The sequence below is a fragment of the Streptomyces sp. NPDC003016 genome (assembly GCF_053591455.1).
The window spans coordinates 231,881-245,488 of sequence record NZ_JBSFTV010000005.1 but is presented as its reverse complement, the minus strand read 5'-3'; the positions used below and the strand labels follow the sequence as shown (position 1 = coordinate 245,488).

14 protein-coding genes and 2 pseudogenes are annotated in these 13,608 nt (G+C 71.0%); 6 read left to right on the top strand and 10 right to left on the bottom strand.

Translation table 11 applies throughout. The features are described 5' to 3' along the window. Window positions 1–332: 332 nt before the first annotated feature. Window positions 333–1,340: a stage II sporulation protein M gene (locus ACWDZ4_RS06445; RefSeq protein WP_451507294.1), complete on the bottom strand. Its 1,008-nt coding sequence runs from the start codon at window positions 1,338–1,340 to the stop codon at window positions 333–335. 134 nt (window positions 1,341–1,474) lie between these two features. On the opposite strand from ACWDZ4_RS06445, the gene ACWDZ4_RS06440 reads away from it, so the two are divergent. Continuing rightward, on the top strand, window positions 1,475–2,386 hold the full coding sequence (locus ACWDZ4_RS06440) for an RDD family protein (RefSeq protein WP_451507293.1): 912 nt from the start codon (window positions 1,475–1,477) through the stop codon (window positions 2,384–2,386). A 13-nt stretch (window positions 2,387–2,399) separates the two neighbouring features. Next, the gene (locus ACWDZ4_RS06435) at window positions 2,400–2,783 is read left to right on the top strand and encodes a hypothetical protein (protein WP_451507292.1); all 384 of its coding nucleotides are present in this window, start codon (window positions 2,400–2,402) and stop codon (window positions 2,781–2,783) included. Window positions 2,784–3,338: 555 nt separating this feature from the next. Here the strand turns inward: ACWDZ4_RS06435 and ACWDZ4_RS06430 are convergent. After that, a complete protein-coding gene (locus tag ACWDZ4_RS06430) occupies window positions 3,339–3,953 on the bottom strand; it encodes a hypothetical protein (protein ID WP_451507291.1) in 615 nt (204 codons plus the stop codon). A gap of 103 nt (window positions 3,954–4,056) precedes the next feature. Then, a complete protein-coding gene (ahcY, locus tag ACWDZ4_RS06425) occupies window positions 4,057–5,514 on the bottom strand; it encodes an adenosylhomocysteinase (RefSeq protein WP_344496561.1) in 1,458 nt (485 codons plus the stop codon). Window positions 5,515–5,850: 336 nt separating this feature from the next. Here ahcY and ACWDZ4_RS06420 point away from each other — a divergent pair. After that, a pseudogene (locus ACWDZ4_RS06420) lies at window positions 5,851–6,274 on the top strand (PTS fructose transporter subunit IIB); the annotation flags it as partial. Window positions 6,275–6,315: 41 nt separating this feature from the next. On the opposite strand, the gene ACWDZ4_RS06415 reads toward ACWDZ4_RS06420, so the two are convergent. Then, the gene (locus ACWDZ4_RS06415) at window positions 6,316–6,456 is read right to left on the bottom strand and encodes a hypothetical protein (protein WP_451507311.1); all 141 of its coding nucleotides are present in this window, start codon (window positions 6,454–6,456) and stop codon (window positions 6,316–6,318) included. On the opposite strand from ACWDZ4_RS06415, the pseudogene ACWDZ4_RS06410 reads away from it, so the two are divergent. Together ACWDZ4_RS06410 and ACWDZ4_RS06405 are read left to right on the top strand one after the other, a co-directional pair. Next, window positions 6,419–6,586 (top strand): annotated as a pseudogene (locus tag ACWDZ4_RS06410) (signal peptidase I); the annotation flags it as partial. The gene ACWDZ4_RS06415 and the pseudogene ACWDZ4_RS06410 sit on opposite strands and share 38 nt — an antisense overlap. Before the next feature lie 77 nt (window positions 6,587–6,663). Then, complete coding sequence (locus ACWDZ4_RS06405) at window positions 6,664–6,879, top strand: hypothetical protein (RefSeq protein ID WP_451507310.1); 216 nt, start codon at window positions 6,664–6,666, stop codon at window positions 6,877–6,879. A gap of 90 nt (window positions 6,880–6,969) precedes the next feature. On the opposite strand, the gene ACWDZ4_RS06400 is transcribed toward ACWDZ4_RS06405, so the two are convergent. From ACWDZ4_RS06400 to ACWDZ4_RS06375, 6 genes are all read right to left on the bottom strand, one after another. Then, complete coding sequence (locus ACWDZ4_RS06400) at window positions 6,970–7,938, bottom strand: cation diffusion facilitator family transporter (RefSeq protein ID WP_451507290.1); 969 nt, start codon at window positions 7,936–7,938, stop codon at window positions 6,970–6,972. 97 nt (window positions 7,939–8,035) lie between these two features. Beyond that, window positions 8,036–9,202 carry a mannose-6-phosphate isomerase, class I gene (gene manA, locus ACWDZ4_RS06395; RefSeq protein WP_451507289.1) on the bottom strand — a complete coding sequence of 389 codons (1,167 nt, stop codon included), beginning with the start codon at window positions 9,200–9,202 and terminating at the stop codon, window positions 8,036–8,038. An 87-nt stretch (window positions 9,203–9,289) separates the two neighbouring features. Then, window positions 9,290–10,420, bottom strand: coding sequence for an SIS domain-containing protein (locus tag ACWDZ4_RS06390; RefSeq protein WP_451507288.1), 1,131 nt, complete (start codon window positions 10,418–10,420; stop codon window positions 9,290–9,292). Between the two features lie 79 nt (window positions 10,421–10,499). Then, on the bottom strand, window positions 10,500–10,682 hold the full coding sequence (locus ACWDZ4_RS06385; protein WP_093800582.1) for a Trm112 family protein: 183 nt from the start codon (window positions 10,680–10,682) through the stop codon (window positions 10,500–10,502). Between the two features lie 317 nt (window positions 10,683–10,999). Continuing rightward, the gene (locus ACWDZ4_RS06380; protein WP_451507287.1) at window positions 11,000–12,367 is read right to left on the bottom strand and encodes a phosphomannomutase/phosphoglucomutase; all 1,368 of its coding nucleotides are present in this window, start codon (window positions 12,365–12,367) and stop codon (window positions 11,000–11,002) included. Between the two features lie 69 nt (window positions 12,368–12,436). Beyond that, entirely contained in the window at window positions 12,437–12,814 is a 378-nt protein-coding gene (locus ACWDZ4_RS06375) for a DUF3499 domain-containing protein (RefSeq protein WP_344496573.1), read from the bottom strand. Window positions 12,815–13,135: 321 nt separating this feature from the next. Between ACWDZ4_RS06375 and ACWDZ4_RS06370 the strand changes: the two genes are divergently transcribed. Then, window positions 13,136–13,606: a metallopeptidase family protein gene (locus tag ACWDZ4_RS06370; RefSeq protein ID WP_451507286.1), complete on the top strand. Its 471-nt coding sequence runs from the start codon at window positions 13,136–13,138 to the stop codon at window positions 13,604–13,606. The last annotated feature ends 2 nt before the right edge of the window (window positions 13,607–13,608 follow it).

Genomic DNA, 13,608 nt, shown 5'->3' with positions numbered 1-13,608 from the left:
TTCGTTTCCGTATTTCGTGTTCCCGACTCTACCAGACGCTTTACCGCCCGACTTCGCCGGCGCCTTCCGGTTCTCCGCTTCCGCGTTTCCCTTTCCGGCGACTCCGACTTTATCAGAAGCATTTCTACCGAGCTAATCGGCTTCGTGATTCGGATAAGAATCGAAGGACTCTTCGGGAGCTAATTCCCTGAGGAGTCGTATAGACGTTAACCGTTGCTAGTGAGTATGTCCAACTCGCTGCAACTGTTTGAATCTACCTCCCCACGCCGACTGTGTCAACAGTCTTTGCGGGGCAGACAGGACACTAGCAGGTCAGGCAGGTCGTACGCACATCACGCGGCGGTCGGGAGCTCCGCGCTGCGGTCGGCCGGGTCGACGTCACCCTGGTCTCCTGCTCGGGCTGCTCGGCCGCCCAGGATGTAGACGTACGCGAGGAATGCCAGCTCGGCGGCGATGCCGATGGTGATGCGGGCCCAGGTGGGCATGCGCGACGGCGTAACGAAGCCTTCGATCAGGCCGGAGACGAAGAGGACCAGGGCCAGGCCGAGGGCCATGCCCAGGGCGGCGCGGCCTTCCTGGGCCAGGGCCGTGCGGCGGGGGCGGGGGCCCGGGTCGATGAGGGTCCAGCCGAGGCGCAGGCCCGTACCGGCGGCTACGAAGACTGCGGTGAGTTCGAGCAGGCCGTGCGGGACGACCAGGCCCAGGAAGACGTCTAGGCGGCCGGCCGAGGACATCAGGCCGATGCCGACACCGAGGTTCAGCATGTTGAGGAAGAGGATCCAGAGCACTGGGAAGCAGAGGAAGGCGCCCAGGACCAGGCACATGGCTGCTGCCTGGGCGTTGTTCGTCCAGACCTGGGCGGCGAAGGATGCTGCGGGGTTGCTGGAGTAGTACGTCTCGTACTGGCCGCCGGGGCGGGTCATGTCGCGGAGTTCCGCGGGGGCCGCGATGGCTGACTGAACCTCGGGGTGCGTGCCGATCCACCAGCCGATCACGGCGGCCACGACGATGGAGAGTACGGCTGTGGGGACCCACCAGTGGCGGGTGCGGTAGATCGCGGCAGGGAATCCGGCGGTCAGGAAGCGGGTCGCGTCGCGCCAGGACGCGCGGCGGGTGCCGGTCACGGTGGCGCGGGCGCGGGCCACGAGCTGGGTGAGGCGCGCGGTGAGGGTGGGGTCCGGGGCGCTGGACTGGATCAGTGAGAGGTGGGTGGCCGTGCGCTGGTAGAGGGCGACCAGTTCATCGGCCTCGGCGCCGGTCAGGCGGCGGCCGCGGCGCAGGAGGTGGTCCAGTCGGTCCCACTCTGCGTGGTGGGCGGTGACGAAGACGTCGAGGTCCATGATCGGCTGCTGCTCCAGGCCCTGGGTCCGTACGGTCCGTACTGCGCGGCGCGCGCTGCGGGCCAGCTTGGCAGACTGGGGATTCGAGGGGCAGGGAAGGGCTGCGGCCGTGGGTGGCGGAGGGTGGGTTTCCGGTGAATGAGCTTGTTACGGGTGACGCGGTTGTACTGGGGTTGCGGCCGGCGAGGCTGCCGAGCCGGGCGCTTGCTCTGGCGATCGACATGGCAGTGGTGTGGACGGTTTACCTGAGTGTGTCGGTGGGACTGGTGATAGCCACTGCCTCGCTCGACGAGGCGGCCGGTATGGCGATCTCGGTGGCGTCTTTTCTGCTGGTGCTGGTCGGGGCTCCGATAGCGGTGGAGACGCTCACTCATGGGCGGTCGCTGGGGAAGATGGCCTGCGGGCTGCGGGTGGTACGGGACGACGGGGGGCCGATCCGGTTCCGGCATGCGCTGGTTCGGGGGGTGGTGGGGGTCGTGGAGATCCTGATGACCTTTGGGGTTGTTGCGTGTATTGCTTCGCTCGTGTCCGAGCGGGGGCGGCGGATCGGGGATGTCTTCGCCGGGACTCTCGTCGTGCGGGAGCGGGTGTCCGCGGGGCGGGTGGGTGTGGTGCCGCCTCCACCGCCGTGGCTTGTGGGGCGGTTCGCCGGACTGGATCTGTCCGGGGTGCCGGACGGGTTGTGGCTTGCGGTACGGCAGTACCTGACGCGGATGGGGCAGTTGGATCCCCAGGTGAGCGCGTCCATGGCTGAGCGGCTGGCCGGGGATCTCGCGGCGCGTACGGGGGCGCCGGCGCCGCGGGAGGTGCCGGCGGCCGCTTACCTCGCGGCCGTGATGAACGAGCGGCAGGCTCGGGACGCGCGGCGGGTGCTGATGGGGACGGGTACCTCCGGTGTGGTCGCGCCGGGGGGTGGGGCGAGTGCGGTGGTGGATGTGGATGCCGTGCGGGTGGCTGCGCCGGATGCCGGACACAGGGGTGCTGGGGCGGGGCGGGTGGAGGCGCCGTCGTCCGGTGCCGGTACTGGGTTCGCGCCGCCCGGTTAGAACTTCTGAGGCGATGCGCTCGGATCAGCCGCTGCCTCGTGAGGTGAAGGCCTTCGATACGGCCTTGTTGCTCGGCCTGAACCAGCGGTTGGACCCGGCGTGGGTGATGGCCAATGCGGCGTACGAGGGAAACCACTACTTGTGGCCTGCCCGGTGGAACAGCCTGTTCCGGCGTCCGGACGTTCCGCGTCGGCTGCGGTGTGAGCTGCTGCTGCTCACACCGCGTACGGGAGAGCGCGTGATGAGCCTGCTGGACGTGCTTTCCGATGCCTTCGCCCCGCTGCCGAGGGTGACCTCGTGCGAAGAAGGCATACAGGTCAGCCGGCTTCTGGACCGTGTCCCGACGGTCAGGGAGTGGCTGTTGTGGGAAGGCGAGGGCTCACCGGGCCGCCTGTGACAGGCGGTGCGGGCAGGTCAGTGAGTACGCGAACCGCAGGAAGGCTTCGTGGATGTCGTCGCGGATCTCCAGGCGGGTCCGCAGGCGGCTGAGTCAGGGGAGATGGGCGAAGGCGCGCTCGGCGGCCCAGCCCTGGGTGCCGAGTGCGTGGACGAGGCGGCGGTGCTTGTCGTGGTCGTAGCCGTGGTCACCGGGTAGGCGTCGGGGCGGCTTCGGGGCCGGCCGCGCTTGTCCCGCACCGGCGGCACCGTCTGGAGCCGCGGGGGGCCCGGGTGACGTCGTTGCGGTTGCCGCTGGTCGGCGTGGCGGCGAGCGGGATGCCGGTGACATCGGTGATCAGGTGATGCGTGCTGCTCGTCCCGTCCCGTCCCGGTCGACGGGCTTCGTACCGTCCTGAGTGCCCTTTGGCGGCCGGGACCGGATGGGGGCCCCCGCTGCCCGGGGGAGTCAGGGAGGAGTCCAGGGCGTTCGCGCGGCGAGGGCTGGTGGCGGGGAGGACTCCGCTGAAGCCTGGCCGCCCCTGCCCCTGCCCCTGGATCAACAGGGTGCTGGTTGTCAGGGGAAGGTCGAAGGTGGGGTTTCCAGGTGTTCCAGCTCGATGCCGGGGGCGGAGAGGACCACGTCGCCCGCGATGTGGATCTGGTGCTGCTCGCCGGTGTCCAGTGCGTTGACCTGGTATTCGTCCACCATCAGGGGGCCGTTGTCAGTGGCATGCGCTTCACTCTTCAGCAAGGCCCAGGACTGGTCGATCGTGCGGGGGGCCAGGACCGGGTCGGTGAAGGCGACGAGGCGGACGCGGGTGGCGGGGGAACCGGGGGTGAGGCGCAGGAGACGGGTGGCGGCGATGAGAAAAGCGGGGGAAGTGCCGGTGAAGGCGTGGGCGGGGACGTTGCCTTCGGTGGCGTGAGTGCCGGTCGGGTCGGTGCGGACCCAGGTGACGCCGTCGATGGCCGCACCGCGGATCTGCCAGCTCGCGGCGTGCAGTTCGAGGCGGATGGGGCGGCCGAGTTCGTCGATGGCCAGGTCGACGGAGCCGGCGTGATCGCCGGAGGGGGTGGTGACCTGGGAGACGTAACGCCAGCCGGAGGGGCCGGGCGCGCAGTGGAAGTGTTCTTCGCCGAGGGGGGTGTGGTCGTGGGGATCGTGGAGTGAGTATCGGCCTCGGGGCATGGGTCTGTCCGGTTCTTCGGGTCCGACACGGGGCAGGCCCCCCGGCACGGGGGTGCGGGGGGCCTGCCTGACAGCTACTGCTGGTGAGTGCTGAGCATGTGGCTCAGTAGCGGTAGTGGTCGGACTTGAACGGGCCCTCGACCGGGACGCCGATGTAGGCGGCCTGCTCGGGGCGGAGGGTCGTGAGCTTGACGCCGAGGGCGTCGAGGTGGAGGCGGGCGACCTTCTCGTCGAGGTGCTTGGGCAGCACGTAGACGTCGGTCGGGTACTCCTCGGGCTTGGTGAACAGCTCGATCTGGGCCAGGGTCTGGTCCGCGAAGGAGTTGGACATCACGAACGAGGGGTGGCCGGTCGCGTTGCCCAGGTTCAGCAGGCGCCCCTCGGACAGGACGATGATGACCTTGCCGTCGGGGAACGTCCAGGTGTGGACCTGCGGCTTGACCTCGTCCTTGACGATGCCGGGGATGGCGGCGAGGCCGGCCATGTCGATCTCGTTGTCGAAGTGACCGATGTTGCCGACGATCGCCTGGTGCTTCATCTTGGCCATGTCCGCGGCCATGATGATGTCCTTGTTGCCGGTCGTGGTGACGAAGATGTCGGCGATGGAGACGACCTCGTCGAGCGTCGTGACCTGGTATCCGTCCATGGCCGCCTGGAGCGCGCAGATCGGGTCGATCTCGGTGATGATCACGCGGGCGCCCTGGCCGCGCAGGGACTCCGCGCAGCCCTTGCCCACGTCGCCGTAGCCGCAGACGACGGCGACCTTGCCGCCGATCAGGACGTCGGTGGCGCGGTTGATGCCGTCGATCAGGGAGTGGCGGCAGCCGTACTTGTTGTCGAACTTCGACTTCGTCACGGCGTCGTTCACGTTGATCGCCGGGAAGAGGAGGGTGCCGTCGCGGTGCATCTCGTACAGGCGGTGGACACCGGTGGTGGTCTCCTCGGTGACGCCGCGGATCTCCGAGGACAGCTGGGTCCACTTCTGCGGGTTCTCGCCGAGGGTGCGGTTGAGGAGCGTGAGGATGTAGGCGTACTCCTCGCTGTCCGCGGTGGACGGGTCCGGGGCGGCGCCGGCCTTCTCGAACTCGACGCCCTTGTGGACGAGGAGAGTGGCGTCACCGCCGTCGTCGAGGATCATGTTCGGGCCACCGGTGGGCGTGTTCGGCCAGGTCAGAGCCTGCTCCGTGCACCACCAGTACTCCTCCAGGGTCTCGCCCTTCCAGGCGAAGACCGGGACGCCGGCGGGGGCGTCCGGGGTGCCGTTCGGCCCGACCGCGATGGCGGCGGCGGCGTGGTCCTGGGTGGAGAAGATGTTGCAGGAGGCCCAGCGGACGTCGGCGCCGAGGGCGACCAGCGTCTCGATGAGGACGGCCGTCTGCACGGTCATGTGCAGCGAGCCGGTGATGCGGGCGCCGGCGAGCGGCTGGGCGGCGGCGTACTCCTCGCGGATCGACATCAGGCCGGGCATCTCGTGCTCGGCGAGAGTGATCTCCTTGCGGCCGAAGGCGGCGAGGGAGAGGTCGGCGACCTTGAAGTCCTGGCCGGTGGCGACAGTCGTCATGCGGGCTGCTCCTCGTGGGTTGGTTCGAGGTGGGTACGGCTGACTCTGCGGCGGCGGGCATACGAGTGCCCGGGCGCTCGCAGCGCAGTCCGTCGGAGGCCCTCTCTCCCTCGGCCGGTCCACGGGACCGCCCGACCGCCATCAGCAGCGACGTCTGGCTAGGTCACGAATCTACACCGATCGGCCCAGTGAACCCCAGCCGCCCTGGTCAGGGCTGCGGGCGGGAGACAGTGAGGCAGACCGGCCGGTACTGGACTTTTCGGTCTTTTGATCTGGGTGTACTCGTGTTGCCCGATGCCTGTTCATCGGGAACGCCCGCGCGACAGGGAGATTCACGTGACGAGTCCGGCCGACTCCCCAGGAGGCGGAGACATGAGCGGACAGAAGAAGCCGAAGCTGCTCGCGGTCACCGCCTGCCCCACCGGTATGGCCCACCCGTACATGGCGGCGGAGAAGCTGACGCAGGCCGCCGAGCGGCTCGGCGCCGACATGAAGGTGGAGACGCAAGGTTCCACCGGGGCCGAGAACGTGCTGTCTGACAACGATGCCAGAGAGGCCGGCGGCGTCATCATCACGGCCGACCAGGGCGTCGACCGCAGCCGGTTCACCGGGAAGAGGGTGCTGGCGCCGGGGTGGCGGAGGGGATTCGCCGTCCGAGCAGCTGATCGAGCAGGTGCGGGCCGCGCCCGTGCAGGGACACCGGTTTCCGGGAGCGGCTCTCGGCCGCGCCGGACGAGGCGGCGATTCTTCGGGTGCTGGGCGAGATCCAGTAGCGGGATTCAGTCGTCGGATTCATCGGCTTCAGTCGTCGGTACGGGCGGTCCCGGCGGGTGCGGACGGGTCCTCCAGCGTGTGCGGGCACATCCGGGGCGGGTACCAGGCGTCCGAGGTCGCCGGCGAGAACATGTACCCGACGTACCGGCCGGGTGGCACGGTCGTCACCGAGGAGATCGGCGGCGGTGACATCCGGCGCGGTGACGTGATCCTCCTCTCGGCTCCGGAGCGGGTCCCCGAGGGGCTCTCCTCACAGCGGGTCGTGGCCCCGGGCGGTGACCGGGTGGCCTGTCGGCACCGGGGCGGCGTGTCGACGTCGAACGGCCGGCCGCTCGACGGGCCGTACGCCAAGGACGGCGTTCCCGGTGCCGGGGAATGGAGTTCGACGTCACGGTGCCCGTGGGGCGGATGTTCGTGCCCGGGGGGGGCAACCGGGGGAACTCGTGGGCTTCGCGGTTCTTCGCCGGCGAGCAGTCCGGCACGGTCGGCGTCGTGCTGTTCTTGGCCGGGGCCGGGCTGGGCGTGGCCGCGCTGGTCGTACGACGGAGTGCGGCGGCCGTCGCGCCGCCGCACTGGTCCCCCCGCCCCTGACGCAGGCAGCGAGAAGGCCCCCGCCGGTGGACGGCGGGGGCCTTCCTCGTGAGGCGTAGATGCGTACGAGGAGTCCGGGGCGTACGGAGGTCAGTGACCGGCCGGGCCGCCCGGCGTGCTCGCCGGGTTCTCGCCCGCCGCTGCCGCCGTCTCGCTGTAGATGTCCGGCTCCAGGTAGATCACCCGGGCGATCGGGACCGCCACGCGGATGCGGTCCTCCGCCGTGTTGATCGCGTGGGCGATCTCGGCGGCCGTGTCGTCGTGCTGGACCGCGATCTTGGCGGCGACCAGCAGTTCCTCGGGGCCGAGGTGGAGCGTACGCATGTGGATGACGCGGGTGACCGTCTCACCGTCGACGAGAGCGGTCCTGATCTTCTCCACGTCCTCCGCGCCGGCCGCCTCGCCGAGGAGGAGGGACTTGGTCTCGGCCGCCAGGATGATCGCGATGATGATCAGCAGGATGCCGATGCAGAGGGTGCCGATGCCGTCCCAGACGCCCTCGCCCGTGACGATGGCCAGGCTGACGCCGACGAGCGCCAGGACCAGGCCGACCAGCGCGCCGAGGTCCTCCAGGAGGACGACCGGCAGCTCGGGGGCCTTGGCGCGGCGGATGAAGTCCTTCCAGGACAGGTTGCCGCGCGTCTGGTTCGACTCCTTGATGGCCGTACGGAAGGAGAAGGTCTCCGCGATGATCGCGAAGACGAGGACGCCGACCGGCCAGTACCAGGCCGTGATCTCGTGGGGGTGCTTGATCTTCTCGTAGCCCTCGTAGATGGCGAACATGCCACCGACGGAGAACAGCACGATGGAGACCAGGAAGGCGTAGATGTAACGCTCGCGTCCGTAGCCGAAGGGGTGCTGGGGGGTCGCCTCGCGCTTGGCTTTCTTTCCGCCGAGCAGCAGCAGGCCCTGATTGCCCGAGTCGGCGAGCGAGTGCACGCTCTCCGCGAGCATCGAGGACGAGCCGCTGAAGAGGAACGCCACAAACTTGGCTACTGCGATCGCGAGGTTGGCGACGAGTGCCGCCACGATCGCCTTGGTTCCGCCTGACGCACTCATGGGTGCCGGATGTCCCTTCCTTGGTGCCGCGGCCCTGGCGCCGCCGTACGGCCGGTCATTGTTGCAGCTTGCCGCGGAAGCCTGCGCGGACGGTACGTCAGGCGACGACTGTGGCGCGGAAGAGTGTGCCCGTACCGGACAATTGGGCAGATTCTCCTGCTGGTACGAAGACCGACTCTCCCGGTGCGAGGGTGAGTTCGCCGGCGCTGACCCGGCCGGCCGTGCAGAGCAGGATCTGCGGGGTGGCGGACGGGAGGGTGCGGGGGGCGGCGCCCGGCGCCAGAACGTGGCGCGAGAGGCGGAACTCGTCGATCGGGGTGTCGTACAGCTCTTCGCCGTCGGGGGACGACGCCTCGGGGCGCAGGATGCCGGGGTCGCCGGCCTCGAAGCGGACGATGCGCAGGAGTTCGGGGACGTCCACGTGCTTGGGGGTCAGGCCGCAACGCAGGACGTTGTCCGAGTTCGCCATGATCTCGACGCCGAGGCCGCTGAGGTACGCGTGCGGGACGCCGGCGCCGAGGAAGAGGGCCTCGCCGGGCTGCAGCCGTACGTGGTTGAGCAGCATGGCGGCGATGACGCCCGGGTCGCCCGGGTAGTGGTGCGCGAGACGGGCGTACGGGGCGTACGCGCCGCCCAGGCGCTCGGCGGCGGCCGCGGCCGCCGTGACGGTCGCGGCCATCTCGGCGCGGTCCGCGGTCAGTACGGCGGTGAGGACCTCGCGGAGTGCGGCTTCCTCGGGGTGGGCGTGGAGGAGGTCGACGTACGGCTTGAGAGAGTCGACTTCGAGCGCGGCGAGCGTGTCGGCCGACTCGGCGGGGGCGCGGAAGCCGCAGAGGCCCTCGAAGGGGGTGAGGGCGCAGATCAGTTCCGGCTTGTGGTTGGCGTCCTTGTAGGTGCGGTGCGGGGCGTCGAGGGGGACGCCCCGGGCCTCCTCGGCGGCGTAGCCCTCCTTGGCCCGGGCCAGGTCCGGGTGGACCTGGAGGGAGAGGGGGGCGCCGGCCGCGAGGATCTTGAGGAGGAAGGGGAGGCGGGGGCCGAACTTCCGCACCGCGGCCTCGCCCAGTTCGGCTTCGGGGGCGGCTTCGATGACCGCCGAGAGGGGCTGTTCGCCCGTGCCGCGGTCGACGCGGGAGGGTGCTCCGGGGTGGGCGCCCATCCACATCTCGGCCTGGGGCTCGCCGGTGGGGGCGGTGCCGAGCAGGTCCGGGATGGCTGTCGTGGACCCCCAGGCGTAGGGGCGCACGGTGTTCGAGAGGCGGTCCATGGGGCGTTCCCTGGTCTGGTGGCTCTGGTACCGGCCGGCCCCGGGGGCGGTGGCAGGTGCCAGGTGGTGTCGGTCAGGTGCTGGTCCTCATGATCGCCCTGCGGAAGCGAGCGCCAGGTAAACGGCGGCGAAATCCGTGATGGCGAGCAGTTCGGCGAGGTTCTCCAGCTCACCGCCCTCCTCCGGTTCGATCTCGCTGATGGCCGTGTCGTGGCTGAGCGCGAGCTCGCGGGCGGCCGGGGCCGCGGAGGTTCCACCGGTCGGGCGGTCCCTGAGGAGCACCACGCGTGCGTGCAGCGCCTGCGCTTCGTCGACGCGGTCGCGGAAGAAGTCCTCGGGATCGGCGCCCGCGGCGAAGGTCCCGGCGAGCAGTACGCCGTGGGTCGGCAGGGCCTCCGGAAGCTCGGCGGCGAGGGCGGGGCGGCCGGCCAGCTCGGCGAGCACGGCGGAGAACCGGCGGCCGACGGGGCCGGCGCACGCGCCCTCCGTCCAGATGAGCGGCAGCGAGTCGGCGAGCTCGGACGCGAGTGTCTTGGCCGGGTTGCCGTACATCGCGACGGCCGGTCCGCAGCGTTCCGCGGTGCGGTCGAGGCGGTCGGCGACGAGCCGGAGGGTGTCCGGGGGCGCGGTGACCAGGCCGAGGCGGTCGAAGAGGACGAGGAGGGGGGTGAGGAGTGCCCAGAGCGCGCCGGGGCCGGTGGCGTCGCCCTCGTCGTACTCCTCGTAGGGCGCCGTCGCCATCGGTACGACCATGCCGTGCACGCCGCCGACGGACTCGCTCAGCGGGGAACGCCGCGGGGCCACGGCGACGACCGTGCAGCCGCGGCGGTACGCCTGCTCGGCGAGGAGCGCGAGGCCGGGTTCGGCGCCGTCCGGGGTGACGAGGAGGAGGTCGACGGAGCCCGCCCAGCCCGGGAGCGCCCAGCGCAGGGCGCCGGCGGCGGGGGCGACTCCGGTGGAGTGCAGTCGGGCGACCGGGCAGGAGGCGCCGGCGAAGGTGGCCAGCAGGTCGGCCACGCCGTTCGCGGCGGTGCCGGGGCCCGCGATCAGTACGGCGCGGGGGCGGCCCTCCGGCTTGATCTCCGCGAGGCCGGCCTCGGTGGCGTGCCGTGCGGCGGTGCGTACGCGTGCGCCCGCCTCCGCGGCGCCGCGGAGCAGGCCGCGGTGGTCGGCACGGGCCAGAGACTCCGGGTCGTCCAGCAACGACTCGTCGAGCATGGTGCGGGCCTCCGATCGCCGGGCGCGTGGCTTGTGGCCCTGCGCGAGGTGGTGGGTGGGGCGTCAGGCGGGGCGGGTGTCAGGCGGGGCGGCGGGCCTCGTCGACGAGAAGGACCGGAATGCCGTCCCGTACCGGGTAGGCCAGGCCGCAGTCCTTGCTGGTGCAGATCAGCTCGGGGGTGTCCGCGGCGGACGCGTCGTCGAGGGGCGCGTGGCAGGCGGGGCAGGCGAGGATCTCCAGAAGGCCGGCTTCGAGCGGCATGGGGCGGGTCCCTTCGAACATGCGGATACGGCTACGGATTGGGCCAGGTCAGCCTACCGCCGGGGCGGGGGCGGCGCGGTCCGGCGAGACGGTCGGCGTGGACGTGGCGGTGTTCCTCGGGTCCTCCGTTCCCCGGCTCCTCCCTTCCTCGCCGCCGGCCGGGCGGGTGGTGCGGAGGGGCGCGCGGGTGGGGAGGCGGGGCGGGCGGGGCTGTCTCCCCTGCCCGCCCCTTCCCGAAACCGGAGGCGAGCCCCCGGGCCCCCTCTGTCCTCAGCCGCCGGACGGGCTCGAGACGGGCGCGCGCCGGGGCCGGAAGGCTAGGCGCGGATCAGCGCCAGGGCCTCGTCCCGGGTCTTCGCCATGGTGGGCTCGTCCCTCGCCTCCACGTTCAGGCGCAGCAGGGGCTCCGTGTTGGAGGGGCGGAGGTTGAACCACCAGTCGGCGGCGGTGACCGTCAGGCCGTCGAGTTCGTCGATGGTGATTCCGTCGCGGCCGGTGTACGCCGCCTTGACCGCCGCCAGCCGGCCCGCCTGGTCGTCCACCGTCGAGTTGATCTCGCCGGAGCTCGCGTAGCGGTCGTACTGCGCGACCAGGTCGGACAGGGTGCCCTCCTGGCCGCCGAGGGCCGCGAGGACGTGGAGGGCGGCCAGCATGCCGGTGTCCGCGTTCCAGAAGTCCCGGAAGTAGTAGTGCGCCGAGTGCTCGCCGCCGAAGATCGCGCCGGTACGGGCCATCTCCTCCTTGATGAAGGAGTGTCCGACACGGGTACGGACCGGGGTGCCGCCGTTCTCCTTGACGACCTCCGGGACGGACCACGACGTGATCAGGTTGTGGATGACCGTGCCCTTGCCGCCGTTGCGCGCCAGTTCGCGCGCGGCGACCAGCGCCGTGATCGCGGACGGGGAGATGCCCTCACCGCGCTCGTCGACGACGAAGCAGCGGTCCGCGTCGCCGTCGAAGGCCAGGCCGAGGTCGGCGCCGGTCTCGCGGACCTTCGCCTGGAGGTCGACGATGTTCTTCGGGTCGAGCGGGTTGGCCTCGTGGTTCGGGAACGTGCCGTCCAGCTCGAAGTAGAGGGGGACGACCGTGAGGGGCAGGGAGGCGAAGACCGTGGGGACCGTGTGGCCGCCCATGCCGTTGCCCGCGTCGACCACGACCTTCAGGGGGCGCATGGAGGCCAGGTCGACCAGGGAGAGGAGATGGGCCGCGTAGTCCGTCAACGTGTCACGCCGGGTGATGGTTCCGGTCCTGGTGGCGGGGGGCGTCTGCGGAGCGTTCGCCGACCACTCCTCCACCAGCGCGCGGATCTCCGCGAGACCCGTGTCCTGGCCCACCGGAGCCGCTCCCGCCCGGCACATCTTGATGCCGTTGTACTGCGCGGGGTTGTGCGAGGCCGTGAACATCGCGCCCGGCAGACCGAATTGCCCGGACGCGAAGTACAGCTGGTCGGTCGAGCAGAGCCCGATCTCCGTCACGTCCACCCCGCGCGCCGCCGCCCCGCGCGCGAACGCCCGCGAGAGCCCCGGCGACGAGGGCCGCATGTCGTGCCCGGTGACGATCGCCTCGGCATTCGTCACCTGCGCGAAGGCGGCTCCGAACAGCTCGGCCAGTGACTCGTCCCACTGGTCGGGGACCACTCCGCGCACGTCGTACGCCTTGACGATCTGCGACAGATCAGCAGCCACGGCCAACCCTCCTGAAGTCCGGTTAGGACCCCCCAAGCTACCCCCAGGAGGTGACGTCAGAAACGGGCCTCAGGAGTCGGGAGAGCGCAGGACCCGCAGATGGCCGCGGCGCGCGACCTCCATCGGGTCCGCGGTGCGCGCCCCGCCGCGGGCGTCCGCGGCGCGCTCGTGCGGCCTGGCGGCCTCACGTACGGCGTTGGCCAGCGCTTCGAGATCGTCGCCGCTGGGGCGCGAGGGGGCGGCCGACCCGTCGACGAGCCGGAGAACTTCCCAGCCGCGTGGGGCGGTCAGCCGATCCGAGTGCTCGGCGCACAGGTCGTAACAGTGGGGCTCGGCATAGGTGGCGAGCGGGCCGAGGACTGCGGTCGAGTCCGCGTAGACGTACGTCAGTGTCGCGACGGCAGGGCGGCCGCACGCGGTGCGCGAACAGCGACGTACAGGGCTCACGATGTTGGACGGTACCGCACTCTTGAGCGGGCCGCGACGACCCTCCCTCACGTCACTCCGCCGTGTCGCGTCTTCCACCGTGTCGCGGCGGCCTCCCGAGCCACGGGTCTGACCTGCGCGGAGACCGCGACGAGGCGGTCGCGGCCCGGCTGTGACCGGTCGTCACTCGGGACAAATGCCGTCAAGCGACGCGAGATCGACGGTCGCGCACCGGCGTGAAAACGAGCCCAACCTTGGCTGGAATGCTCAATATGCGACATGCCGTGTGCGGTCCCTCCGCCGCGATCCGACCGCTCGGATGAGGGCTACCCTGCGTCAGTGATGGACAGTCCCGTACCCCCCAGTCCCACCGGCCCGGGGCCGCGCCGCCGCGACCGCCACGGCCGCGGCATGCGCGGGCCCGTGGCGCCGCCCCAGGTGCCCCTCTCGGTCAGCCGGGCCGCCGTTTTCGGCGACCTCGTGCAGGATTCCGTGGAGCGGCTGGAACGGCGCTGGCCGCAACTCGCCGAAGTCGACTTCCTGGTGCTCGACGTACCGCCCGCGGCCGGCGGCGGCGACGATTCCGGCCCCTGGGCCGACGAGTCGGTGCCGCTCGGCGGGGTGACCCCCGCGACGAGCGCCCACCCGGCCCGGATCGTCGTCTACCGGCGCCCCGTCGAGATCCGCACCAAGAGCCGGGACGAACGCGCCCTGTTCGTGCACGAGATCATCGTGGAGCAGGTCGCGGAGTTGCTCGGGCTCGCACCGGAGTCGGTCGATCCGCGGTACGGAGGCGGGGACGGGCAGGACTGACT